We start from the raw sequence: 23,734 nt of genomic DNA on the forward strand, positions 1-23,734 counted from the left end.
CTTGCTAGGTAACCAAGAAGTTCTTCACCCGTTGGTTCAGGAAAAAATAAGCGCTCAAAGCTGTAACTTGCAAAGCCACAAAGAGAAGGTCATAGAAATAGTCGTCACGCGAGTAACTCACGCCGTTGATCAGCTCGATAAAATAGCCTGCAATGTAGAACCCTGCGACGCCTGATATGTAAGCCAGTCGACCAAGCCGTCGAGCTTTAAGTAGCAAGATTCCCGCGCTGAAGAAAAGGCAAACAGCTGCAGCGAATACTAACCCGCTGCCGTTGGTCCACCAGTCCTCTAATCCCACCCTCCTCTGACCGACAACGGCACCGCCTGGAACGACTGTCGCAGCTATAAGCAATACTGACATCAACGAGAACAGTGTTAAGACCCTGAGAGGCCCTGGCATTTTTCGAAAGTTAGCGACAAGGTCATTCATATCTAGTGGCCTACAACCTCAATGCCCGTCGACCATCCAATCCCAAAAGCTTTCCCCGAGGTCCGATTGAGGGTTAGCGAGTCGGCCGGGCCATCTTCCTCGTACCCCTTACCCGAGTTGTCCAGATTGCATCCGGGAACACCCGTCAGGTGAATCGGTGCGCAGCCCATGCCGAACAGAGTCCGAAGGCAAGGCAACCGGGAACACCCGACATACCGATCATCGCGATTTACTGGCGGGGATGAGAGCTTATATTGATGCTCCCATAGAGGTCAGCCCGGAAGCTGATCTTCGCGTCCTTCGGATATGCAACATCAAGATGCGTTGCGTCAACCCACGACATATCCACCGTAATTGCCGAGGAATTGTGTTCGGAGGGGACTTCAAAGACCAGTATCTGAACCGGCTTACCCTCTCCGTCCGCGCGTGCAACATCCACCGTCGTGAAGACGGCAGCCGTTCCCGGTCCGCTGTACTGGGTTGTCTTTGCCACCACGATACTGCTTCCATCGAGGGAACGGAGATCTTTTCGCCAAACCACGGCGGAGTCGTCACTGCAACCTGCGAGTGAGACACCCAGTGTCAGGGAAAGAAAGGAGAGCTTCAGAAAACTGGAGAGGAGGGCGTCAATTTTCGGAACTGTCAGCGGACGGTGCATAGGTTTCCCATTTTCTGGTCGTTGTAGCCGCGAGTAATGTTGTCTACATTCGATTGGGGAATGTGGGGATAGTTCTTGCCCATTTGTTTATTCGACGGATACACCGAGCGGGCTTTTCCGTATGCGTCCGCAGAACTGAGGATTTCGGGAAGATCCCATCCTGCCGCGCCCAGATAGACGCCGTACACATAGTTCGCATATTCAGGACTCCCGCCATACTGCACCTGCGCGTCCAGAGGTCCGCCACGCTTGAACTGGTATAGCGTCGCCAAATTGTACAAGGTGCCCCCAGCATTGCCGAGCGAACCCGGCCCATAGGGATTGGGGGCATAGGTGACGTTGCCAACCGCCTGGCCACGCCGCTCATAATCCTGAGGTGAGGGTGCGGAGCCAGAGTAGTCGCAGGTCTCGCCTGGGCACAAGCCCAATGGATCCGCAGATCCAAGTGGATTGGCACTCACGTATGAGTAGGTGCTTGGACCGGCAGCTAGACCGACCGGATCGCTCTCAAGATACCGCCCCGTTGCCGCATCAAAGCTGCGATTGAGGTTGTATTTGAGTCCGGCTTCCCCGTCCGCGTACTGGCCTGGCAGCCGGAGGTTCAGTACATAGCCCGTGCTCGAGACAGGCCGGTTCTCGCCAAACGGGTTGGTTGCGTACGGCCAGTTCCAGACGACAGCACCGGCCGACGACGTGACCGCGCGGGGCGAGCCAAGGCCATCCGCCGTGATGAAGCCGAGCGACCCACCATCGGCCACGGCCAGCGGGATACCGGCAACGGCAATGTAGTCGCGCCGCGTCGAGCCCGATGCTTCGGAGACCAGTTGGCTTGCCTCGTCGTAGACAAAACGCGTAGTCGTCGAGCCATGGCTCTTGGACACCCTCTCATTCATGGCGTTGTACACGTAGGTGCCCACGGTCGCGCCGTTTTGCGTGACCGCAGTCATCCGGTTCCGGCCGTTGTACCCGTAGCCCCACACCGTGCCCGCCGCCGAGTTGCCCGTGGTGTTGCCGTCGGCGTCATACGTGCGGCTGGCCGTGCCCATATTGGTCAACCAGTGCGTGCCAGCCTTGTACTTGTACGTCCCTGTGTAGGAACCCGGCGCGGTCTTGCTCAGACGATCTCCGGTGGCGTTGTACGTGTAGGTCTCCACGGCCGAGCCGGCTGCATCCTTGACCGAGGTCAGGCGGTATAGGGGGTCGTAGAGGTAGTTCGCCGTGCCACCACCCGATTCGCTCACGCCGGTGATGTTGCCCGTCTCGTCTAGCGAGAAGTGAAGCTCGAGGACCGGGGAGACGATGTCGGTGACCCGGTAGTTGCTGTCGTAGGTGCGGGTGACGGTCTGACCGTTGCCGAGGGTATAGGCCTGCATGGGACCAAACGGCAACCAGGTGATGTTCGAGGCCACTGTTTGCGCCGCGCCTGTCGCCGGCGTCACGGTCACACCGATGACCTGCCCTAGGCTGTTTCGGGTGTAAGCCACCACGGCACCGCCAGGCCGGGTCTCGCTCTGGACACGATCTGCAGGGGTGTAGACGTAGTGCATGGCGTCGGTCACCGTGCCTTGAGTCTGGCGCTTATCGGTCACGTTGCCACGGGCGTCGTAGCAGTAGCTCGTGGTCACCCCGTTCTCGACGACCCGGGTCAGATGGCTTACGGGCGACGAGACAGTGCATCCGGTCACCGTGTTGGCCTCGTCGTAGAAATAGGCCACGTTGAGGCTGGCATCGGCATAGGTCGCCGAGGTCACTCGGTTCAGGGCATCGTACCCATAGGTCGTAACGATGCCCTTCGCGTCGGTCTTCGTGATGCGGTTACCTGCCGCATCGACCGTAAACAGGGTCGTTCCCGTATCCGGACTGTGAATGCCGGTCAGATCTCCCAGTCCGTTGTGATCATAGACCGTATTGAGACCCGACGGGTCGCTGATGCCAGCCACGTTGTCGCTGGTGTCGTACTGGACAACCGTCTGGGTGTTGGCGGTTGCTGTGTTCGTTCCGTTGTAGTCGTTGATGGTGCTGACCAGCCTGCCGAGGGCGTCGTAACCCTGCTTTTGCTGGACACCCTTGGCGTCCCGGGCATGGACCGGCTTGCCCTCCGCGTCATAGCCATCGGTAGTGTCAAAAGACAGGATGGTGCGGTTCAAGGCATCCGTGACGGCCAACAACTGGCTCAGGCTGTTGAACGACCGGGAGACCGTCCGGCGGACCGCTCCGGATGCATCGAAGGTCTCTTCCTTGGTCCGGTTGCCTGCTGCGTCCAGGGTGTAGTGGATGCGGTTCCCGACCCCGTCCGTGATGTCGGTCAGGCGACTGGCATCATCAAAGGTGTAGTTGAGTACGACCCCGTCGGCGTCCTTGGTCTGGACGACATTGCCCACGGCGTCGTAGGTCAAGGTCGTCACCGCCGCCGCCCCGTTCGCGTCGACGGTCGTCGTCTGCAACCAGCCTTCCGGCGTGTACGTGAGAAGCGTCACGATGCCGTTGGCGTCGGTCACCTTGCCGGGGTTGCCGTAGAGATCGTAGTTCTCGTACTTCGTCACTTGCCCAAGGGCGTTCGTGACCGTGAACAAGCGCCCCTGGTCGTCATAGGCATAGTGGGTCACGTCAGTGACGTCCGTACGCGGACCGTCGACAGTCTCAACCAGCCCCTTGGCGTTATAGGTCACGGTCGACGCGCGATCAGCGATCGCCGCGTGGCTCATGGCCGCAACAAGGGCCAGGGCCAGCGGGGTCCAGCGAAGCTTGGTCTTCATGATGCTCATTCCTTGACCGGATGAATGGTGGTCGACAGCAGGTGGCCCTGCACGTCATAGCTGTAGGTGGTCTGGCGGTCCGACGTGGTTACCGTTTTCGGGCGAAAACTGGTGCCATCCCAGGTCGTGGTGGTCTGGCGCTCGTCCGTGGTGCCCCTCGCTTCTGTCCGGGACGTCTCCCGCCCTTCGTCGTCATAGACAAAAGCCGTCACCTGACCGAGCGCATTGGTCCGGGTCGCCATCTGGCCGGCATCGGTGTAAGTAAAGGTGGAATTGGCCGCCGGACAGCCTGCGACGGCCTCGCCATGGATGGCACTGATGCGCTTACCGCCATTGATCAATTGGTATTCGTAGGTCACCGGGTGACCCAGCGCGTTGCTGACGGTGGTCGTGCCGTCCGCCCCGTAGACCACCGTCACCTTGCCGGCAGCCAGCGGCATCGAGCTCGACACCGCCCGGTTCTGTGCGTCATAGGTCCATGTGGCAATGCGCACACCGCGCTCGTCGATGAGCCCGGTCATGGATTTCGTGTTGACGGTGTCCTCGTAGAGGTATTGGCGGGTTGTCGTGTGCCCGTTCTTTGTCCGGCTCACCTTCGACAGGCGGTTTGAGCTGTCGAACGTGTAGGAAACGGTCAATCCACCAACCGTCGCCGAGACGAGGCGGTTGAACGAGTAGTTGACCACCAGACTATGCCCGAGGTCGTCCGTCATCGTCGTCGCAGAGGCCAAGGGATTGCTGGCATTGCGCACGAAGGTGACGAAGCGTCCGGAGGGATACCTGATGCCGGACAACGTGCCGGCCATCGCGTAGCTATAGACAGTTGTATCAGGAGACGTATACGACCACACGCCCGCGGTGTAGGTCAGTGTCCCGCGCTCGCCAGGCTCCCCTGCATACAGGTCACCCGAGCGTTTGAAGAGCGAGATATGGCCATCCGGAAAAACAACCGCAGCACCATCCCTGTCAAACCAAATTTGGCTGTCGGTCTCCATCGTCCAGCCGCCGACGCGGCTGTTGTAGACGCGTGCAAGGACCAGCACCCCATCTCGATCGGTGTAGTCAACCTCGCGCTCGTAGACATTACCTCCGGCCGGATTGATGGGATCACCAACAAAGCACATGCCGGCTACGGTCGCCGAAACGTCGCCAATTTCCATGCGGTCGAGTTCATCGTTCTTCTTCTCGCATGCTCCCGTCGCCTGGTTATAAGACGTTCCATCGCCACAGTTATTTCCCAAGCGCGTTACGCCATGTGCGAAAAGCGAGACGTTGACGGTATCGCCAGGAGTCTGCTGCCATGCGATGTAACAATTATACCCAGCAGCCCTGGGCGACTCGTAGACCAAGACGGGCGCCGTATATGGCGGCGGAAATGGGTAACCTGGAAAGGGACTCCCCTGTTGAACGTCATTGGCGTATGCCGTTTGGCATGCCGCATCAGCCGAAGGGTACTGCACTGCATCGGGGTCGTTCGTGCCGCCATCGATGACGTAGTAATAGCTCGCAAATGCCGGCTGTACAGCCGCTATCAAGGCGATCGCCAGTGACGCCCTTGCCAAAAACCCATCATTCTTCTGTTTCATGAATTTGGCATCCGATAGATTGTTAGTGGCTAGCGGACGTCACGACCGAAATCGTCCGCCCTTCCGCGTCGTAGCTGTAGGTCTTCACACGGTCGGGGGTGGTCACCGTCTTCGGCCGGAAGCTGGTGCCATCCCACGTCGTGGCGACCGTCCGTTCGGCATTGGTCCCCTTCCCCTCAGTGCGCGAGGTCTCCCGCCCCATGGCGTCATAGACGAACGCCGTTTTGCTGCCCACGGCGTCGGTGCGGCTATCGAGTTGGCCGTTCGCCGTGTAGGTGAACGTCGAGTTCGATGCGGGGCACCCGGCCACTGGCTCACCTTCGATGGCAGTGATGCGCTTGGCGCCCTGGACAATGTCGAAGCGGTACACCACTGGATGTCCAAGCGGATTGGTTACAGTCGTCGAGCCATCGGTGTTGTAGGCGAATGCAAAAGCGCCCTTCCCCCCGCCATCGCTGCAGACACTGCCCGCCCGCTGGAGTCATACGCCCAGGTACTCGCCCGTATGCCTCGCTCGTCAACGATGCCGGTCAGCAACTTCGGGTGGTTCGAGTCCTCGTAAAGGTAGCTGCGGTTCGTCGCGTGCCCCGGCCAAGTCTTCTTGATACCCGTCAACCTGAAGGACGCATCGACGGTGTAGGTGATCGTCAGGTTTCCTACGACAAGCGAAGACGGCCATCCATAATGTGTGGTGTAGACCATTTGGTGCCCGAGCGAGTCCGTTACCGTCATGACAGTGTCATAAGTCGGCGTTGTGCTGTAAGCGATAGTGATGGCGCGGCCGTCTGGCCTCCGCCAGCGAATGAGCCGCCCTTGCAGATCGAATCTCATCTGATCGTTGAACCGGGACGTGTAGACCCATTCACTAACATTTTTTACCAGCGTGCCAAGCTCACCACCTTCCGGTACAAGCGACCCGTTCTTCGCAATGAAGAGAGCTGTGCGACCATCTTCGAATGAAACTACAGCGCCGCGGAAATCGGCGTCCGTATCGGCATATATGCGTGTATTGAGGGTGGTGGACCACCCGGCACCACTACCACTGTTATAGCTTCGAGAGAAACGAAGCTCTCCGTCGCGATCTTCGTAGTCTGTTTCAGTTTCGAAGACATTTCCGTTTGCTGGATTGACCGGATCACCGCAGGAAACGAACCCGACATTGGCCGGACTGGCTGGATCGCCGAGCTCCTTGCGGTCTTGCTCTTTGTCCGGAGACTCGCAATAGCCAGACATCGGATTGTAAACCTGGTCGGCTGTGCAATCGTCACCGTTCCTGTAAATGACGTGGCCATATTCGTACGTTCCACCCGATTTCGAGTTGGTCCAAAGGACGTCACATCTCCAGATTTCCACTTTTGGCGGATACGCATAGGAAACGTAAGCGTCCTTATAAGGAAGGGGCGTATCTGCGTCCTCACCTGGCGGTGGACCCGCCATATCATTCGCGTATGCAACATGACATGCTTCGTCTGGTGTGGCGTAATGGACCGCCGCAGGATCTGACCCGTCCTTATCGAGGGTGTAGTAATACTCACCCGCTATTGCGCCTGTGCTGAAAATCAAGCTAGCCAGGGAAAAGAGAATTCTCATGCGCCACTCCATCGTCTTGCACTTCTAAGTTCCATTACGGCGCCGTGTTACTGCGCCCTCGCGGCCACGCTTGTCGAAGTGAGCCGGCCCTGCGTGTCGTAGGTGTAGGTCGTTACGCGGTCGGGGGTCGTGACCGTCTTGGGTCTGAAGCTTGCCCCATCCCACGTGGTGGTGGTCACGCGCTCTTGGGCGGAACCCTTGGCTTCGGTTTTCGCCGTGATTCGCCCCTGCATGTCATAGGCAAACGCCGTCACATGCCCCAACGCATCCGTCTTCGTGGCAATCTGGCCCCGCGCATCGTATGTGAACGAGGAATTGCTGATGGGACATCCAGGAACCGGTTCACCCTGAACGTGGCTCATGCGCCGGGTGCCGGCGGTCACCGTATAGGTATAAGTCACGACATGCCCGAGGGCATTGGTCACTTTGGTCGTTGTATCGTCCACATAGGTGATGGCGACCTTGTCCGCTCCACCTGCATGCTCGCTAGAGATGGCTCTTCCCTGGTCGTCATAAGACCACGAGGCAAAACGCACGCCGCGCTCGTCGATGAGTCCGGTCAACAGGGCAGGGTTGCCAGGGACCTCGTAGAGGTAGGTTCGGGTGGCGGTTTTGCTGGCAAAGGTCCGAGCCACGGAGACGAGCTGCCCCAAAGGACCATAGGTGTACGCAACACTGAGCCCGGCGGCCTTGAGGCTAGCCAGGGAGCCCGACATGTCCTCGGCCCAGGTCAATACGTGACCCTGGGAATCCTTGACCGTGACCTGCGGATTGAAATTGGCATCGTAACCGTGCGTAAGCCTGGTCGTTCGTCCATCAGCCAACTTCACCGCGACAAGCTGACCCGTGCCATCAAATGTCAGCACACGATTGTCGGGACCGGTGTAGGTCCAGCTGGAGCCCGCGCGCGATAGGGTACCTCGCTCACTCGGCTCACTCGTGATCGCCGAACCATTGATGGCAAAGAGCGAAGAGCGACCGTCGTCGAATGTCAGAGTCGCCGACGAATCACCCACCGTTAGGGTATCGCTGTAGGTGTGTCGCCATGTGCCAAGCAAGCCGTTGTAGAAGCGCGCGAATACCAGCTCGCCGCCCTCGTCCGTGAAGTCTGTTTCACGCTCGAACTTGTTGCCAATGGCCGCATTGATAGGGTTGCCCTGGCAATCATTCGGGTCGTTGTTCGGATTGTTATTGGGATCTCCCAACTGGCGGCGCCGGTTGAACTCGTCCAGTGATTCGCACTGCCCCGCTTGCGGATCGAACACTTCAAGGTTCGGGCAGGAGTCGCCCTGTAGCTGGATAAAGTGAGGGATATGGTCGAACGACCAGGAGCTCCCATCGATGGTGTACGTGAAGTTCTGATAGCAATCGTAGAAAAACTGCGGTCCCGACTGGGGCTCCACCTTCGGAGGCGTATAGGCGAGAAGAATTCGGCTCGGATTACCCACGAATTGTTCCTTGTCCTTCTCGTAGCCTGCACGGCATGCCGCATCGGCAGTTCCATAATGGACGGAGTCGTTCGGTGGTGGAAGCGTCCGCGGGTCGAGGGCGAACCAGTAATCCTCCGCCGAAGCCGTACCGGCCAAAAGAGCCAGTCCCATCATTCCGAACAAAGTCTTCATATCATTCCCTGAAGCGGCGTATAGATACGTCCGAGCTGTTTCACGCCTGACAGGCGCGTTTCAAAAGGATGGTGGGGAAGGCATGTCGCCTGTACCGGGCGTCCACAGCAGGCCAAAGGGGCACAACAGAGTGCATCCCAAAAAGTGCGTGGCGGTGCTGGACTGCCGTCTCCGGAAAGACCGGCGTCGGAACCGTTGAGATCGCTCGCACGATGGCATGGCGGGAGCGTCGAGCAGACAGTGCCATTTGTCCGTAGCGGATAATCCATACCTTCCCTGGCGTCGAGTTGTCGCGGCGAACATTGCCTAACGAGACCTTGGTAAACCGTGACAAGAATCACGAATCGACTCATTCATCCAAGCAGTAAGCCAGCGACTTCGATAACCGGCACATATGCATAACATCACATGTGCGTAACGAAGCAGCATCAGTACTGTACGTGGGACCCTCCACTTCGCACGATCGTAAATTAAGTCACACGCATGTCCTGTAGGTCTCACACTCCAATTTCTGTAGGGGTTCCCCTACAGCTTCTCTTACTCGACGCCGCCAGGTTCAAAGATGCCGCGAGGGCAGCCGTCAGAATGGCTGAAAGCAGGGGCGGATTCTTCCTTGTTATGTCTGGCGTTTACAACGGCATCCCGGCTTGCTGGCGATACCTGATTCGATCAGCGAGAAGCGCTTCTACGAGATCGCCATGGTCGACATGACGACAGAAGCGGACGTTATTGATCTGATGAATACCATGTTGGCGGGATCAGACGGCCAACTGATGAAAGCTCAACGCTTGGTGATACCACTCGTGAAGATATCGACCAGGTGAGTCACCCTCGCCGCCGATGAAGCGCCCTGCTCGGCAACCAGAGCCACAGCGGTGACGACGCATACGACATCATCGAACGTAATGTCACTCCGGACCATGCCTAGTTCTTGCGCACGTTGGAGAAGGCGTTGCCCTTCGGCGCTGCTGGCTTGGCAGCCCGGGGTGCCGCTGTGGAGGACCGCGCCGAGCGAGGCCGCGAGACCGCGATAGTGGCTGGCGTGACGAACAAGCTCGAGGACGAAGGTGCGAATAGCCTGCAGCGGATCATGGGTTTCGTCGCGCCTTCGGCTGGCCTCGGCCAAGGCGAGAAGGCGCTCGTCGCTCAACCCTGCCAGTAAAGCTTCCCGTGTCGGGAAGCGCCGGTACAGCGTGCCGATCCCGACCCCTGCACGCTTGGCGACATCATCGAGTGAGGTATCTGCCCCGCGTTCGACGAACACGTCCTCGGCCGCCGCCAGGATGCGCTCGCGATTGCGCGCGGCATCGGCCCGAAGGGATGGCTGGCTTGGGGTGGGCGGCTGACTCGTCAAGGAAGCTCTCTGTTGCAAAGCGGATGATGCCTCCATAAGATAAACGGAGCAATCCTCCACTTATTAGAGGCACGTATGGAAATGCGGTTCAAGAACAAGATCGTCGTCGTCACCGGCGGCAGCGAAGGCATCGGTTTGGCCACGGCGAAGCGGTTTGCGGCGGAGGGAGCCCACGTCTACATCACGGGTCGCAGGCAAGAGGCTCTCGATGCGGCTGTGGAAGCGATCGGCCCCGGGACCGTCGCCGTTCAGGGCGACGCCTCCCAACTCGGCGACCTTGACACCCTCTACAGCCGAATCCGCCGCGATCACGGCAAAATCGATGTCCTTTTCGCCAACGCCGGTATGGCCGAGGTTAATCCCCGCCCGCTCGGCGAGATCGACGAGGAGGCGTTCGATCGGCTCTTCGGACTCAATGTGCGTGGCCTGCTCTTTTCGGTGCAGATGGCGTTACCCCTTATTGGCCCCGGGGGTGCGATCGTCCTCAATGGCTCGGTCGCCGGCAGCAGGGGGTTTGCCAGCCAATCGCTGTACAACGCGACGAAGGCGGCCGTGCGCTCCTTCGCGCGCAGCTGGACGGCAGAGCTTGCACCGCGGGGAATCAGGGTCAACGTGGTCGCGCCCGGCGGCACGGAGACGAAGATGATGCGCGCCTTCCTCGATGAGCGCCCCACGATGGAACCCCTCCTTCAGCAGATGGTGCCACTCGCACGGCTGGGCGAACCGGATGAGGTGGCAAGCGCCGTGCTGTTCCTTGCGTCGGCCGAGAGCCGCTATATCGCAGGTGCGGAACTGTTTGTCGACGGTGGGTTCATGGCTGTCTGATCCCGCGGTCCGTCCAGCGTTCGATCCCTACTTCCATCACGATGCTATGAGGGTGTTCCCTTGAGAAGTAACACCTCAGCAGGATTTCAGTGGGTCATTACACACTTGCACGCCAATGCGCGAAGATGGAGCCTTGGCCTCGTTGACCCTTATCCAGATTCCCTCATAACGGAGGAGTGAGCGATGAAAGCACCGGGGCAGCGTTTTCTGATGATCTATTCGGGCGTATTGACGGCGGTGTTCGTGATCACCGTGGCAAGCGGATTCGCGCGAACGCCCACATCCATGGCGCTGGACGAACTGGATGTGCACCGCATCAATCTTCGCGAACCGGACGGCACCTTGCGGATGATCATGAGCAGTTCGGGCAGGGCCCCCGGCGTGTATATCAAGGGCAAGGAGCACCCCCATCCCGCTGGACGCAAAGATGCAGGCCTGATCTTCCTCAATGCCGAAGGCACGGAGAATGGCGGCCTCAGCTTCGGCGGCGAGAAAGGCAAGGACGGCGTCGAACGCTCGGGCGGGCATCTCTCCTTCGATGCCTACGAACAGGACCAGACCATGGTGCTCCAGTCGATCCAGGAGGGTCGCCAGCGCGCGACGAAGCTGGAGTTCGTCGACTACCCAGACTACTCGATCATGGAAGAGATAACGCTCTTCGATTCGATCAAGGCGCTGCCGAGCGATCAACAGGAAGCGAAGATCAAGGCGTTCTTCGCCGAACATGGTGGACCGACCCAGCGGATGATCCTCGGGCGTGGCATCAAGGACGACGGGGTCATGCTCTCCATGGCGGATAAGGACGGGCACCCGCGCATTATCATGAAAGTCGCCGCGGACGGATCACCGTCGCTCGAAATGCTCGATCAAAAGGGCAAGGTCGTCGGGCGGATGGTACCGACGCAGTGACTGCTAGCCGTTGTTATCCCGTGGCCGAATACCTGTCGTTATAACCTCACCGGCCCCGCGAGATCTCATTCGCCCAGCATTGAAGGAGGGAAGCTATGCGGACCGCCGGCCAAAATACGAAACCTTGTTCGCGATCTTCCACTCGTCGCCGACCTTCAGCAGCAAGAAATAGTCGGTAATCACGACGGCGCCATAGTCCAGGGTGATCCGCGCGGTTCCCGCGTTACCCGAAGCATCCATGAAATCGATGGTCCGCACGCGCGAGGCTTCATTCTCCGCCACCTTGCCCTTGAAGAACGCACAGAACTCGTCCAGGGACAGCGACGTGAACTTGCCATCGCGCACGCTCTCGATCCGCGCACTCGGCAGGAAGGCCAGGCGCATGTGCGATGCCTCGCCGGTGGCCTGCCCGCTGAAGTAGTGCTGGATGGCCTGCCTCATGCCTTCCTGCGCTGCGGGGTCCTGCTGCGTCGTTTGGCGCATCGCCGGTGGGTCGACGGGTGCGGCATGCGCGCCCGCGGTGAGGATGATGAGGGCGCCTGCGAGCAGGCTGCGAATCCGTTGCTGATTCATGGCGCGTCTCCGTGGGAAGTCGACGCAGGATGTCTGGCGATGGCCCTTCGGACAATCGCTTTCACCGCGGATTTCGCACGCTTCGGCGCAATACCTTTCGCTACCTCATTTGAACAACGCGAGCCTATCGCGATAGCTGCGTGACAACTTGAGTTCCTGTCCACAGTCCAGGGTCAGGAAATACTCTCCGTTGAGGTGCGGTCGAAGGGCGACGACACGCGCCGCATTGACCAGTGTAGAACGGTGGATTCGTGGAAAGCGAGCGGGGTGCAGGCGCTTCTCCAAGTGGCTCAAGGTCGCACGCAACACATGCGTGTCTCGATCGGTGTGGATGCAGAGGTAGTCGCCCGCCGCATCGACCCAACGGATGCTTGCACGCGGCAAGCGCAACGTGGTCGCACCATCGCGAATAGCCAGGGGCGCATCCGGATCACTCCATCCCTGCGCATCGCTGGCTTCAAGCGCCTCATCCAGGGTCAACGCCGGGCGGCCACTGAGTACACCGATCAGGCCAAGCAATCGGGCGCGATGATCGCTTGCCTCACGCCGGTCCAGTGCTTCGCGCACCCGGAACAAGGCCTGATGCAAACGGCTGTCGTCCACCGGCTTCAGCAGGTAATCCACCGCGCTCGCTTCGAATGCGTCGAGTGCGTAGTGGTCATACGCGGTAACGAACACCACCAGCGGCATCTGCTGCGCAGGGATGGCACGCAGGGTCGCGAAGCCATCGAGTCCGGGCATCTGTACGTCGAGAAACAGCAGGTCCGGCGCGTGCTCGGACACCGCACGTATCGCCGCCGCGCCGTCACCGGCCTCGCCAACGATAAGGATGTCACTCTCCCCGGCCAGTCGCAGTTCCAGGCCGCGACGGGCCAAGGGCTCGTCATCGACGAGCAATGTCCGTATCGTCCTTTCGCGCGTGTCTTTGGACATGGTCATTGCCGTGGCGCTCCCGAACTCTCGAACGGTAGCCTCATGATCACCTCGAAGCCGCCCTCATCCCGATTACGCAACCGGAAACTCTGCTGCTCCCCATACAGCACACGCAGGCGGCCACGCGTATTGGCCAGGCCGACGCGGTTGCCATGTACCGCGCTGCCTTCCCATCCACCATCGTGGTCCAGCTCCGGCCACCCGGGGCCATCGTCGATGACGGACAGTTTCAGGTGATCGCCTTCGCGGACCGCATACAGTCCGATCGTGCCGCCCTCCACTCGCTTGATCACCGAATACTTGATGGCGTTCTCCACCAATGGCTGCAACAGCAGGCTCGGCAGCAGCGCCGACCAGCACGAAGGATCGATCCGGACATCCACGCGAAGACGCTCGGCGAAACGGGTCTTTTCGATATCCAGGTACAGCCCGATCGCATCCAGTTCCTGCTTCAGCGTCACCCGCTGCATCGGATCGGCATCGAGCGAATGTCGAAGGAAGGCGCTCAAGCCCTGCACCATCCGATTGGCGGTGGCGTTGTCGCGATCGAGCACCAACGTCGAGATCGCATTGAGGGTGTTGAACAGGAAGTGCGGGTTCAACTGGTAGCGCAGCATTTTCAGCTGCGCCTGGTGGGCCATCGCGGTCGCGGCCAAGGCCGCTTCGGTCTGCATGCGAAGTTTGCGCCAGGTGGTCATGACCAGGTAAAGGCTGGCCCACCCCACCACCACGTAGAGCTGGCTGATCACGTAGGTGAAATAGCCGAAACCGGTGAAGGGCAGGCATCGGCGGCACCATTCCAGGTCGGTCACCATCTTGTAGGTGAGCCCCATCGCCGCGGCGGTCAGCACCGCCGGTACGATCATCAGCAATGCCACTCGCGCCGGTGGCCGATCACCGCAGGCGCGCAACAGGTAACGCAGTCCAAGCGTGCCGAGGAAGCCGGTAACGGCCACGGCGAGCAACACCGTCCAGTACTCGGCCGGCTTCCCGTTGGCGAGTGCGGAAAAATAGTTGACCAGGAACACGCCGCCCCAGCCGCCCGTGTGTAGCCACCAGAACAACGCACCCGCCGACCTTACCGGCGGCAACCCGGTAGCGGGCTGGGGCGACGTGGGATCGTTCGGCGCGACGGAATCAGGAGTCATGGCGGTAGATGGTGGACCTATCGGCAGCATAGACGGGACACCTTCGCCGGGTGGCCACGGCGATTCGGTTCGGCGCGCGCGCACAACGCTTCGGCGCAAACGCCCTACCGGGTGCCTCCGCAACCGCTAGCCTCGTGGACGACATGTGCCTGTCCCCTCCTTCCACCCGATGCGTGCCCGACACGGGCCGCGAGGCACCATACCAAAGGAGTCGTCGATGCTGCTCGAACTGATCCTGGCCGCGAACATGGCGACCGCCCAGGTGGAAACGGTTCCGGTTGCGACCGGCCTCCGGCGTCCCTGGTCGATGGCCTTCCTTCCCCAAGGCGACTTCCTGGTCAGCGAGAAAGAAGGCGGACTGGTCCGGGTGACTCCCGAGGGCGGGAAACATCCGATCGCGGGCATGCCCGACGACCTGGAAAACGCCGCGCAGGGACGCGGTGACAATGTCGGCCTGTTCGACGTGGTGTTGCACCCGGACTTCGCCCGCAACCATCGCATCTATTTCACGTATACATCGCGTGGCGCGGATGGCACGACGACCCGCCTGTCCACGGCCCGCCTGCTCGACGATCGCCTTGTCGACGTGCGACCGCTCTTCGACGCCACGCCGCGCTCGTCAGAACGCTTCCATTACGGCGGTGGACTGCTGATCGATCGCCAGCGTCACCTTTACATGACCATCGGCGAGCGCCATTTCCGCGAAAGCAGCAACCCTCCGCTACCCGTGTCGCAGGACCCCACGGATCGACGCGGCAAGATCTACCGCTTCAACCTGGATGGCAAGCCGGCGCGCGGCAATCCCGATTTCGGCAAGGGCGCGGTGCCGGGGATTTATGCGCTGGGCATCCGCTCCGCGCAGGGATTGGCGCAGGCGGGTGACGGACGCATCTGGATGTCCGAGCACGGGGCCACGCGGGGCGACGAGATCAACCTGCTGCGGCCCCATGCGAACTATGGATGGCCCGTGCATACGGCGGGCCGCCACCGCGATGCTGGATATGTGCCGCAGACGCTACCGGGCGCGACCTACACCGCGCCGGCATGGACCTGGACGGATCGCACCATCGCACCCGCCGGACTGGCCGTTTACAGTGGGAAGCAGTTTCCGGAATGGCGCGATGACCTGCTCCTGGCGGGCCTGAGTACAGGTAGCTTGCTCCGGCTGGACCTGCAGGGCGATCGCGTGGTCGGCGAGGAGGTGCTGCTCACCGGTGTGCGCCTGCGCAACGTGAAGCAGGCACCGGACGGTACCGTCTACCTGCTCACCGACGAATCCGACGGACGATTGCTACGGCTGGAGCGACGATCGTGATTCAAGGCCTCATGCCTGCGTCACTCCCCGCATCAAGGCCAGCATGGCGTGTTCGAGATCGTGTTCGAAGTCGTAACGCAGGCTTCGCAAGCCCGGTTGCTCGATCACTTGCGCGGCGATTCCTGTCGGGTTGCTCAGCGGCCACAAGCCGATGATGAGTGGCAGCGCATGCTTCACCACCTGATCGAACGCCTGCGTCGATATGTCAGGCACCCGGGCATGGAAGTCCTGCGCCGTTCGTTGACGAATCGCCAGCAGATTGCCTTTGATCTCGACCATGCGTTCGAATGACACCTTGCGCTCGAGAATGGACGGCAAGATGCTGATCAGGCGGCAAAGCAACGGACGGACGACGATCGTCGAGGCGAAGACGCGGGCGATGTGTTCGACACTTCCCTCGTTCTTGCCGCCACGATCCAGTGCCGCGCCCAAGTCCGCGTGCCACCCCGCGAATTCCTCGACAAGCAGATCCATCAGCACGGCTTCGCTACTTTCGAAATACCGGTAGACGTTCGACTTCGTCATCTCCGCCTGGCGGGCGAGCTCGTTGATTCCGAGATCGAGGACATCAGGGTCCTGCAACAGCATGGCCCGTGCGGTAGCCAGCAGGTGCCGGCGGCGCTCTTCCTTCTGCTCGGGGGAGCGGGCGCGTACGTAGGAAGGGGACGAGGTCATGCGGGAATCACCTTGCAGTTGCAAAAGACCGATGGTCTGCTATATTAGAGACTGACGGTCTTCAATTCTGCCCGAAACGCGGGATGGAGGCCACCCTCTAGTTCACCGTGACCTCAACAAGAGTAAGCATCATGGCTACCAACGTCGGTACGTGGGTCCTCGTAACAGGCGCATCCAGCGGATTTGGCGAAGAATTCGCCAAGCAGTACGCCGCCAAGGGCCATTCGCTGGTTCTGGCCGCACGCCGGCTCGATCGGCTGGAAGCCCTGGCCGCGACGCTTCGCCAGACCTACGGCGTGGAGGTCATCACGGAGCAGGTCGATCTGTCGGACCTGGCCGCCGTCGAGGGGCTGCACACGAACCTTCGCGAGCGCGGAATCGCGATCGAGATCCTGATCAACAACGCGGGGCATGGCTTGCAAGGCGCCTTCCTCGACTCGCCGCGGCAAAGCATCCTGGACATGGTGCAGTTGGACATCGCGAGCCTGACACTCATGACACGGCTCTTCGGTGAAGACATGCGCCAGCGAGGCCATGGAAAGATCCTGCTCGTCGCCAGTTTGTTGTCTTACTTCGGCGTGAAAGACATGGCCGTCTACGGTGCTTCCAAGGCCTATGTGCTTCGTCTGGGCGAGGCGCTGCACCGCGAATTCAAACGTGACGGCGTGATGGTTACGACGCTATGCCCCGGCATTTCCGACACCGGCTTTGCCCAGGCCGCGAAGCAAAAGATCACGCTGGGGCTCAAGCTGCTGATGATGAAGCCCGAACCGGTGGTACGAGTTGGCATCCGTGCGCTCGATACAGGCCGCATCAGTGTCGTCCCGGGCTTCAACAACAAGGCGGCCGTGGCGATGGTGTGGGCGACGCCACGATGGCTGCACCAGGCGCTCTTTGCCCGCATCATGAACGGCTGAATTAGCGAACGCGCGTGAAGTAGTTGGCACGCATGACGGGCGTACGGTTGGTTCCTGGATAAACCACGGTCTCGACGAGGTCACGTCCGTCTGGCCATACGGAATAGATTCGCGTCGACACAAGAACGCCGTCCTTCTGCAACGCCATGACCAGGACGTTGGGCGCCGGCCGTTCCAGTGCGACATGGTCGGCTTCCGGACTGTTCTCGATGATCGCGTACGTTCCATCCAGCGCAGCCGTGGAAACCGCGCTGACTTTCTCGCCCGACGCATAGATGATGTCGACGTGCGTGAGCCACTTTCCGCCGCCTGCATCGGCGAACGTAAACGTGACGCTCTTCGGGCGCTGGTCGGGCGGCATCGGTAGACGTGATGTATCGAGCGACCAGCTTCCGAACAGGGGGAGGCTGCTGAATGCGTCGGAAGCGCAGCTTCCGACGTCCGGGCTGCGGCGGACAAGGTGATCGCGAACGCCATGATAGCGAACGCTAGTACATGGACTCTCGGCAGGAATCTCATCTCCACTCCTTTCCAGGCGGGTTCTTCATACTCACTCCACCCGTGCTGGAACACCAGCCCCACCCAGCCATCGCAGGGCCCGTCGCACCAACGCGCCCGGCAGGTCCGGATTCCACACGAAGGTGACCACGCTCTCCGCCGGCATCGTGTACTCGAACCGGAACCGCCCATCCGTCACCGAAACAGGACGCGCCGCCGTATTGATGTTCACCATCACCAGGACGATCGACCCGTCGAATTCGTTCTGGAAGGCCACGTTGGCGATCCCCTTGTCGGCATCCGTGTCGTTGGATTTCACTCGCGTGGCACCCGGCAGGACGAACGTGCTGAAGTGTGCCAGCGCGTAGTACTCGTCGTTGCGAGTCACCGCGCCGGTCTGCGAGTCGATCGTGATCACGCCCTTGCAAGCCAGGCATCCGCCGAAGTGCGGACCGTGGTTCTCGTCCAGCGCCAGGTTCCAGTAGATGACGCCACGGGCCCATTGGCGGGTTCCCGTGACCAGCAGGTTTCGGGTGAACCAAAGCAGTTCGCCATTCATGTTCAGCGGCCAGTCGCCGCCCGAACACTCGGTGATATACGCACCCTTGTCGGGATACTGGCGGTGCACGCGGCCCTGCTCATGCTGGCTGCCCTCGTAGCAATGCCAGGCCACGCCATCGATGTAGCGCGCGGCATCGGCGTTGGCCAGGACACTCAACGGCTGCTCCGGGTGGCTCCAGTTGTGGTCCCAGTCCAGGATGGCCGTCTTCGGCTTCCGCCCGGCAAGCTTCGGCCCGAGGTACCTGGCGACGATCCGCGCACGCGTCTCCGCACCCATCACCATGCCGGGGTAGCTGATGGGTGAATAAGCGGGCTCGTTCTGCAAGGTCAGGGCGAATATGGGAATGCCATGGCTGCGATAGGCATCGAGATACTTGACGAGGTAATCCGCGTACGTGCTCTCGTACTGCTCCAGCAACTCCCCGCCAATCAGGTTTTCGTTGGTCTTCATCCACGCCGGCGCACTCCATGGCGAGGCGACGATCAGCATGTCCGGATGGATGGAGAGGACTTCGCGCACCACCGGTATCACGTCCTGGAGGTTTGGCGCGACGTTGAAGTGCTCCAACTGCGGATCGGTCTGGCCGAAGGGAATATCGTCCAGCGTATACAGCCTCAACGAGAAGTCCGAGGCACCGACGATCAGGCGCATCATGTTCAGGTTGAGGTTCGGCGGTGGACCGTACAACTCGCGCAACAGCGCGCGGCGTTGCAGTGCGTTCAACGTGTTCTGGAGAAGCCATGCCGAGGAGTCGGTCATGGCCGCGCCAAACCCCGTCATGGTCTGGTACCTGGTGCCGACGTCGACAACGATGTCGGCTGGCGTGGCGTCGTGAGGCCTCGTGTCGATATCGGGCTGTGGCGCCAGCTTCAGGCGGTGATCGGCGGTACTCAGCCAGACTTCGACCGCCGGCATGATCGGCCGCACCGGCGAAGCGGCTTGTGCCCCCAATGTCGGCTGCACGAAGCGCGGTGCATACAGGGCTGCCACGCTGAGCAGCGAGATCAAGGCGATGAAGATGGCCACCGTCCGGTGGGAATCCGGCCGCCGCTCAGCCATGATGCCCGCGGATCCCGATGCTCGCCTTGCCTTTCACTAGGACCACGAAGCTTCCCGGCTTTCACGTCGAAACATGGAGCCATATTACTAGCCCCGAGCCTCGATATATGGCGAATCCGTTCGGATCATGCAACGGCTGGGCAGCGAGGACACGAGCCCCTGGCTCAGGGTGCATTGGCTGGAGCGGCGTTGATCGCCAACTGGGCAGCGAACGCCCGCTGGTATGCCGGACGCGCTTCGCCGCGGGCGACATAGGCGGCAAGGCTCGGGAATTCCGCCAGGATTCCCGATGGCCTCAACCTGAGCAGCACCGATACCATCGTCAGGTCGCCAGCGCTGAACGCGCCATCCAGCCAATCGGCACCGCCCAGGCGGGCAGCAAGCCGATCCAGCCGCCCACGGATGCGATCCGCGATCAGGGGGAGGCGCTCCTGGGTCCAGGGCTTGTCGCCCTCGATGAACCTGGCCGTCACCAGTTCCAGGATCGGCGGCTCCACGGTGTTGAGCGCGGCGAACATCCAGGTGATCGCGCGCGCGCGGGCATTGGCATCCTCCGGCAACAAACCCATGTAGCGGTCGGCGAGATGGAAGATGATCGCGCCGCTCTCGAACAGCACGAGCTCGCCTTCCTCATAGGTGGGAATCTGGCCGAATGGATGGAGGCCCAGATGCGCGGGCTCCTTCATGGCGCCGAAGGACACGAGGCGGACCTCGTAGGGCTGGCCGACTTCCTCAAGCGCCCAGCGCACGCGCGTATCGCGCGCCAGGCCCATGCCGCCGTCGGGGGAGCGCTCGAACGCGGTGATGACAATGCTCATGCGTGAATGTCCTTTGGGTCAGTCCGGTATCGCCACTTCGACCAGTCGCTCGAGCAAGGTCAGCGACTCCTGCCAGCCGAGATAGCACTGCTCGACCGGGATCATGTCGGGAATCCCCTCCTGGACGATCTGCACGTCGGTCCCACAGGACACGGCGCGCAGGCTGATCGTCGTGACCATGCTACCGGGCAGGTTGGGGTCGTCGAAACGGTCGTCGTGGACGATACGCTCGTTCGGCACCAGTTCCAGGTAGGTGCCGCCGAAGCTGTGGCCGTTGCCGGTGGAGAAATTCGTGAACGTCATCCGATACTTACCTCCGACCCGCGCATCCAGTTCGTGCACGGTGCAGGTGAAGCCATCGGGCGGCAGCCACTTGGACGTGGCGGCGGCATCGAGGAAGGCGCGGTAGATGCGCTCGGGCGGGGCGGTGAATACACGGTGCAAGCGAACAGTGCCGGTCATGGGAAATTCTCGTGGCGAGGTGGAGTCCTCATTGCCTACGACGAACGGGGATATCCCAAATCGACATCCGTTCTCAAAGAGTCATCGGGGCTACCGACGAACGCGCTTGCCCTTGGCCCGCTTCCCTATGCTCGCCGCCTGAGGGGCGTCCTTTTCCCCCGAGGGACCACCGGCCGCCACCCGCTCGATCCACGCCAGGTCATCGACGTAGGAAAGGAACTGCCTCAGGTATCCCGGCGACAACTCGCGCATGAGCTCGATCGACCGGTGCACCAGGGCGTTCGAGTTGAGCGGACCCGCGTTCCGGGGAACGTAGTCCAGCGTCTGCCGCAGCTGGCTTTCGGCGCGCAGGCCCGACCATATTTTCCGGAAATCCTCGAGCGCGGGCAGCTCGGGATAGGCGCTGGACGCCGGGTCGCCGGCGAACTCGTCCACCAACCGCCCCAGCGGACCGCGAGCGCGCGACGCACTACGGTCCATGGGACGCCACGCTGGCCGTCGACGGTTTCGGAATCGGTGCTATCTCCACGCGCCGGTTTTTCGCACGGCCGTCCTCGCTGGCGTTCGTGCTCACAGGCTGTTCGGAACCGAACGCGGCGGCGAACACGGACGGCGCGGGAACCCCCTCGGCGATCAGCGCACGCGTTACCGTAAGGGCACGTTGCGCGGACAACTCCCAGTTATCGGCGAAGTGCCGGTTGCTGTCGCGCACCGGCTGGTCATCGGTGAAGCCACTGACCATGAGCACCTCGTTTCGCGAGGCGAGGTATTGGGTGAGCGGCGCCGCAAGGCTCTTCAGGAGCTCGCGCCCTTCGGGCTGGAGCTGGTCGGAGTTCAGCGCGAACAACACGCTGCCGCGAATGCCGATGCGCCCGTCGACGAGCGTCACGCGGCCCGCCGCGAGCGGCACCGCCAAGGCCTGTTCGAGCGTCATGCGGCGCTGCGCTTCGGCCTGTCGCTGCTTGACCTCTTCATCCAGGCGGATCGAGAGTTGCAGCTGCATGCCGATCACGCCCACGAGGATCAACACGAAGGCGCCCAGCAGCACCGACATCAGGTCGCCGAACGCGGCCCAGATCGGTGCGGCCGATTCCGATTCGAATTCGATGTCGTCACTCATGCCGTTTCGTCCATGGCCGGCATGCGCTGCGCGGCGAGCCGCTGCATGTCGTCCAGGATCTGCTTTTGCGAGAGCACGCTGAGATCGACGACTTCCCTTGCCTGCGCCACGTAGTACGCGAGTTGTTCGTCGCTGCGCACGAGCGAATTGTCCAATGCGATGGCGATCTGTTCGAGGCGTTCCATCAAGGCCTCGTTGGACTTGCCGAACGACTCGACACCCGCGCCGAATGCTTCGGCCAGGCCGGCCACCTCGACGGCGCCGCCGGTGACCTGTGCGGCGACCGAAGCCAGCTTGCCGGTCTCGGCTTCGATCTGGTCGGTGAATCGCGTACCTACACGCTCCAGCAGGTCGGCCGACGTCGCCACCAGCGCATCCACGGCGGCACGTTGCTCGGTCGACGCGTGGTTCACGGCATCGAGCAGGGTTTCCAGCGTCGCCAGCAAACGGCTGCGCTCGTCGAGCATCGCCGTATCGCGCACCATGCTGTCGGAGAGTTTCTGTCGCAGTTCGGCGACGACTTCAGCGGCAACCCTGGGTGCCTCGGAAGCGGTTTCCACGAGGCGTGAAATCTCGGCGATGGTGGCGCTGGCATCCGCCTTGGTCTGTGCCGTGATGTCGCCGGCGGCGCGGGCGAGCGTATCGGTCCACAACGCGAGCCGTTCTTCGTCGCGCGATGCCAGGACGTCCTGCAGGCCCGCATGGGATTGGCGAACGGTTTCGACGAGGGACGTGGCATGCCGCTCGAACACCGCGGCCGCCCCATGCGAAGCGGCCTCGAAACGCGTCGAGAGCGTTTCCACGAGGTTCGTCGAACGCTCTTCGAAAGTCTGGGTGAACGCTTCCAGCGAGCCGCGCAGATCGTTCGCCACGGTCTCGTTCGTACGACGTTGCTCCGCCAGGGCATCGTTCCAGAGGCTGGCGACGGTCGCCGTGGATGCCTGGAAGCCCGCTGTAAGGCCGTCGAGGTGCCGCTGCACGGCCTTCGTCACGGTGTCGTGCAACGATGCCGCTTCACGCGCGAGCCCGGCCATGGTGGCGTCGATGACCGGCTGGAGCGTCGCGCTCGCCGCGCGCGCGCTTTCGGAGACACTGTCCTTCAACGATGCCTCGACCGATGACGCGAGGCGCGCGTACATCGCATCGGTCGAGGCGTGGAATGCTTCCTGGTTCGCGAGCTGGCGATCGCTGGCGGCGAGACTGTTCTTTTCGATAGCCGCCATCATCGCTTGCAGGCGGTCGACCAGGACGGGCATCGACTCGGCCTGCTGTTGCAGAAGCCTGAAGGCTTCCTCACGCTGGTGCGCCTGGGAGTGGATGCGCAGGGTCGTGGCGATCTTCATGTCGAGCAGCTGTACCGCCTCGAGCCGTTCGCGCCTGCATAAGGCCGAGAGCAGCCCGAGCATCGCGGAACTGGCCACGCCCGCGATCGACGTGCCGAAGGCGAAGCCAAGACCCTTCACCGGCGCCGCGAGCGAGCCACGGATCGCCTGCAAGTCCGTCGCGCTTTCCAGCGCGATGCCGGTTCCCCTCAGCGTCGCCATCATGCCCAGCAGCGTGCCCAGCATGCCCAGCAAGACCAGCAACCCGACCAGGTAAGGCGTCAATGCCGGCGCGGGCATGGCCGCGCGCGCGCCTTCGATGCGCAGGCGCACCGCGTTCCGCAGGCTCGTGTGCAAGGGTTCGAGCCAGGCCGCCAGGCTCGGCGGCGGCGCGGACAGATCGGCCACCGCCAGCCGCAGCGACCGCGTGGCCTGGCGATAACGGTGCAATTCGACGGCGCCGACGAGGTAACAGGCACCGATCAGCCCCGCGACCGCGGCACCCAGCGGGTTCGAACCGACATAGCCGATGCCGATCCAGCCGATGGCCGCGAGACCGATGAGGAACACGGCGAAGTAAAGAAGATTTCTGAACATGACTA

The 23,734-nt window shown here is 61.6% G+C and carries 23 protein-coding genes; 4 read left to right on the forward strand and 19 right to left on the reverse strand.

The genetic code is table 11. From position 1 onward, the window contains the following. Window positions 1–4: 4 nt before the first annotated feature. The 8 genes from ACR9Y6_RS14310 to ACR9Y6_RS14345 form a co-directional block, all read right to left on the reverse strand. The gene (locus tag ACR9Y6_RS14310; RefSeq protein ID WP_481281879.1) at window positions 5–430 is read right to left on the reverse strand and encodes a hypothetical protein; all 426 of its coding nucleotides are present in this window, start codon (window positions 428–430) and stop codon (window positions 5–7) included. A 229-nt stretch (window positions 431–659) separates the two neighbouring features. Then, window positions 660–1,088, reverse strand: a complete 429-nt coding sequence (locus tag ACR9Y6_RS14315) for a hypothetical protein (RefSeq protein ID WP_481281880.1) — start codon at window positions 1,086–1,088, stop codon at window positions 660–662. Continuing rightward, on the reverse strand, window positions 1,073–3,844 hold the full coding sequence (locus ACR9Y6_RS14320) for an RHS repeat-associated core domain-containing protein (protein ID WP_481281881.1): 2,772 nt from the start codon (window positions 3,842–3,844) through the stop codon (window positions 1,073–1,075). Before ACR9Y6_RS14320 ends, ACR9Y6_RS14315 begins: the two co-directional genes overlap by 16 nt. 5 nt (window positions 3,845–3,849) lie before the next feature. Beyond that, entirely contained in the window at window positions 3,850–5,430 is a 1,581-nt protein-coding gene (locus tag ACR9Y6_RS14325; protein ID WP_481281882.1) for a DUF6531 domain-containing protein, read from the reverse strand. A 22-nt stretch (window positions 5,431–5,452) separates the two neighbouring features. After that, entirely contained in the window at window positions 5,453–5,800 is a 348-nt protein-coding gene (locus tag ACR9Y6_RS14330; RefSeq protein ID WP_481281883.1) for an RHS repeat domain-containing protein, read from the reverse strand. Window positions 5,801–5,823: 23 nt separating this feature from the next. Further along, a complete protein-coding gene (locus tag ACR9Y6_RS14335; protein WP_481281884.1) occupies window positions 5,824–7,020 on the reverse strand; it encodes a DUF6531 domain-containing protein in 1,197 nt (398 codons plus the stop codon). A 47-nt stretch (window positions 7,021–7,067) separates the two neighbouring features. Continuing rightward, on the reverse strand, window positions 7,068–8,642 hold the full coding sequence (locus ACR9Y6_RS14340) for a DUF6531 domain-containing protein (protein ID WP_481281885.1): 1,575 nt from the start codon (window positions 8,640–8,642) through the stop codon (window positions 7,068–7,070). A gap of 781 nt (window positions 8,643–9,423) precedes the next feature. Continuing rightward, the gene (locus tag ACR9Y6_RS14345) at window positions 9,424–9,996 is read right to left on the reverse strand and encodes a TetR/AcrR family transcriptional regulator (RefSeq protein ID WP_481281886.1); all 573 of its coding nucleotides are present in this window, start codon (window positions 9,994–9,996) and stop codon (window positions 9,424–9,426) included. Window positions 9,997–10,071: 75 nt separating this feature from the next. On the opposite strand from ACR9Y6_RS14345, the gene ACR9Y6_RS14350 reads away from it, so the two are divergent. Together ACR9Y6_RS14350 and ACR9Y6_RS14355 are read left to right on the forward strand one after the other, a co-directional pair. Further along, the gene (locus ACR9Y6_RS14350; RefSeq protein WP_481281887.1) at window positions 10,072–10,821 is read left to right on the forward strand and encodes an SDR family NAD(P)-dependent oxidoreductase; all 750 of its coding nucleotides are present in this window, start codon (window positions 10,072–10,074) and stop codon (window positions 10,819–10,821) included. Window positions 10,822–11,004: 183 nt separating this feature from the next. Continuing rightward, window positions 11,005–11,730, forward strand: coding sequence for a hypothetical protein (locus ACR9Y6_RS14355; RefSeq protein ID WP_481281888.1), 726 nt, complete (start codon window positions 11,005–11,007; stop codon window positions 11,728–11,730). 93 nt (window positions 11,731–11,823) lie between these two features. Here ACR9Y6_RS14355 and ACR9Y6_RS14360 read toward each other — a convergent pair whose 3' ends face one another. From ACR9Y6_RS14360 to ACR9Y6_RS14370, 3 genes are all read right to left on the reverse strand, one after another. Further along, window positions 11,824–12,303, reverse strand: a complete 480-nt coding sequence (locus tag ACR9Y6_RS14360; protein ID WP_481281889.1) for a nuclear transport factor 2 family protein — start codon at window positions 12,301–12,303, stop codon at window positions 11,824–11,826. A 105-nt stretch (window positions 12,304–12,408) separates the two neighbouring features. Continuing rightward, on the reverse strand, window positions 12,409–13,242 hold the full coding sequence (locus ACR9Y6_RS14365) for a LytR/AlgR family response regulator transcription factor (protein ID WP_481281890.1): 834 nt from the start codon (window positions 13,240–13,242) through the stop codon (window positions 12,409–12,411). Next, entirely contained in the window at window positions 13,239–14,384 is a 1,146-nt protein-coding gene (locus ACR9Y6_RS14370; protein ID WP_481281891.1) for a sensor histidine kinase, read from the reverse strand. The genes ACR9Y6_RS14365 and ACR9Y6_RS14370 overlap by 4 nt, the downstream gene beginning before the upstream one ends. Before the next feature lie 217 nt (window positions 14,385–14,601). Here ACR9Y6_RS14370 and ACR9Y6_RS14375 point away from each other — a divergent pair, with 217 nt between their 5' ends. After that, window positions 14,602–15,699, forward strand: a complete 1,098-nt coding sequence (locus ACR9Y6_RS14375) for a PQQ-dependent sugar dehydrogenase (RefSeq protein WP_481281892.1) — start codon at window positions 14,602–14,604, stop codon at window positions 15,697–15,699. Between the two features lie 9 nt (window positions 15,700–15,708). On the opposite strand, the gene ACR9Y6_RS14380 is transcribed toward ACR9Y6_RS14375, so the two are convergent. Continuing rightward, a complete protein-coding gene (locus tag ACR9Y6_RS14380) occupies window positions 15,709–16,374 on the reverse strand; it encodes a TetR/AcrR family transcriptional regulator (protein WP_481281893.1) in 666 nt (221 codons plus the stop codon). Between the two features lie 131 nt (window positions 16,375–16,505). Here ACR9Y6_RS14380 and ACR9Y6_RS14385 point away from each other — a divergent pair, with 131 nt between their 5' ends. Next, the gene (locus ACR9Y6_RS14385; protein WP_481281894.1) at window positions 16,506–17,291 is read left to right on the forward strand and encodes an SDR family NAD(P)-dependent oxidoreductase; all 786 of its coding nucleotides are present in this window, start codon (window positions 16,506–16,508) and stop codon (window positions 17,289–17,291) included. Window position 17,292: 1 nt separating this feature from the next. On the opposite strand, the gene ACR9Y6_RS14390 is transcribed toward ACR9Y6_RS14385, so the two are convergent. The 7 genes from ACR9Y6_RS14390 to ACR9Y6_RS14420 form a co-directional block, all read right to left on the reverse strand. Next, window positions 17,293–17,652 (reverse strand): hypothetical protein, encoded by a 360-nt coding sequence (locus ACR9Y6_RS14390; RefSeq protein ID WP_481281895.1) that lies wholly within the window; start codon window positions 17,650–17,652, stop codon window positions 17,293–17,295. Window positions 17,653–17,841: 189 nt separating this feature from the next. After that, entirely contained in the window at window positions 17,842–19,377 is a 1,536-nt protein-coding gene (locus tag ACR9Y6_RS14395) for a glycoside hydrolase family 30 protein (protein WP_481281896.1), read from the reverse strand. A gap of 197 nt (window positions 19,378–19,574) precedes the next feature. Then, entirely contained in the window at window positions 19,575–20,228 is a 654-nt protein-coding gene (locus ACR9Y6_RS14400; RefSeq protein WP_481281897.1) for a glutathione S-transferase family protein, read from the reverse strand. Window positions 20,229–20,246: 18 nt separating this feature from the next. Further along, window positions 20,247–20,690 (reverse strand): SRPBCC family protein, encoded by a 444-nt coding sequence (locus ACR9Y6_RS14405; RefSeq protein WP_481281898.1) that lies wholly within the window; start codon window positions 20,688–20,690, stop codon window positions 20,247–20,249. A gap of 90 nt (window positions 20,691–20,780) precedes the next feature. After that, window positions 20,781–21,125, reverse strand: coding sequence for a DUF2894 domain-containing protein (locus tag ACR9Y6_RS14410; protein WP_481281899.1), 345 nt, complete (start codon window positions 21,123–21,125; stop codon window positions 20,781–20,783). A gap of 34 nt (window positions 21,126–21,159) precedes the next feature. Further along, entirely contained in the window at window positions 21,160–21,810 is a 651-nt protein-coding gene (locus ACR9Y6_RS14415; RefSeq protein WP_481281900.1) for an OmpA family protein, read from the reverse strand. Beyond that, window positions 21,807–23,729, reverse strand: a complete 1,923-nt coding sequence (locus tag ACR9Y6_RS14420) for a DUF802 domain-containing protein (protein WP_481281901.1) — start codon at window positions 23,727–23,729, stop codon at window positions 21,807–21,809. Before ACR9Y6_RS14420 ends, ACR9Y6_RS14415 begins: the two co-directional genes overlap by 4 nt. Between the last annotated feature and the right edge of the window lie 5 nt (window positions 23,730–23,734).

It is taken from the genome of Luteibacter sp. TLI7-4A (assembly GCF_056754745.1).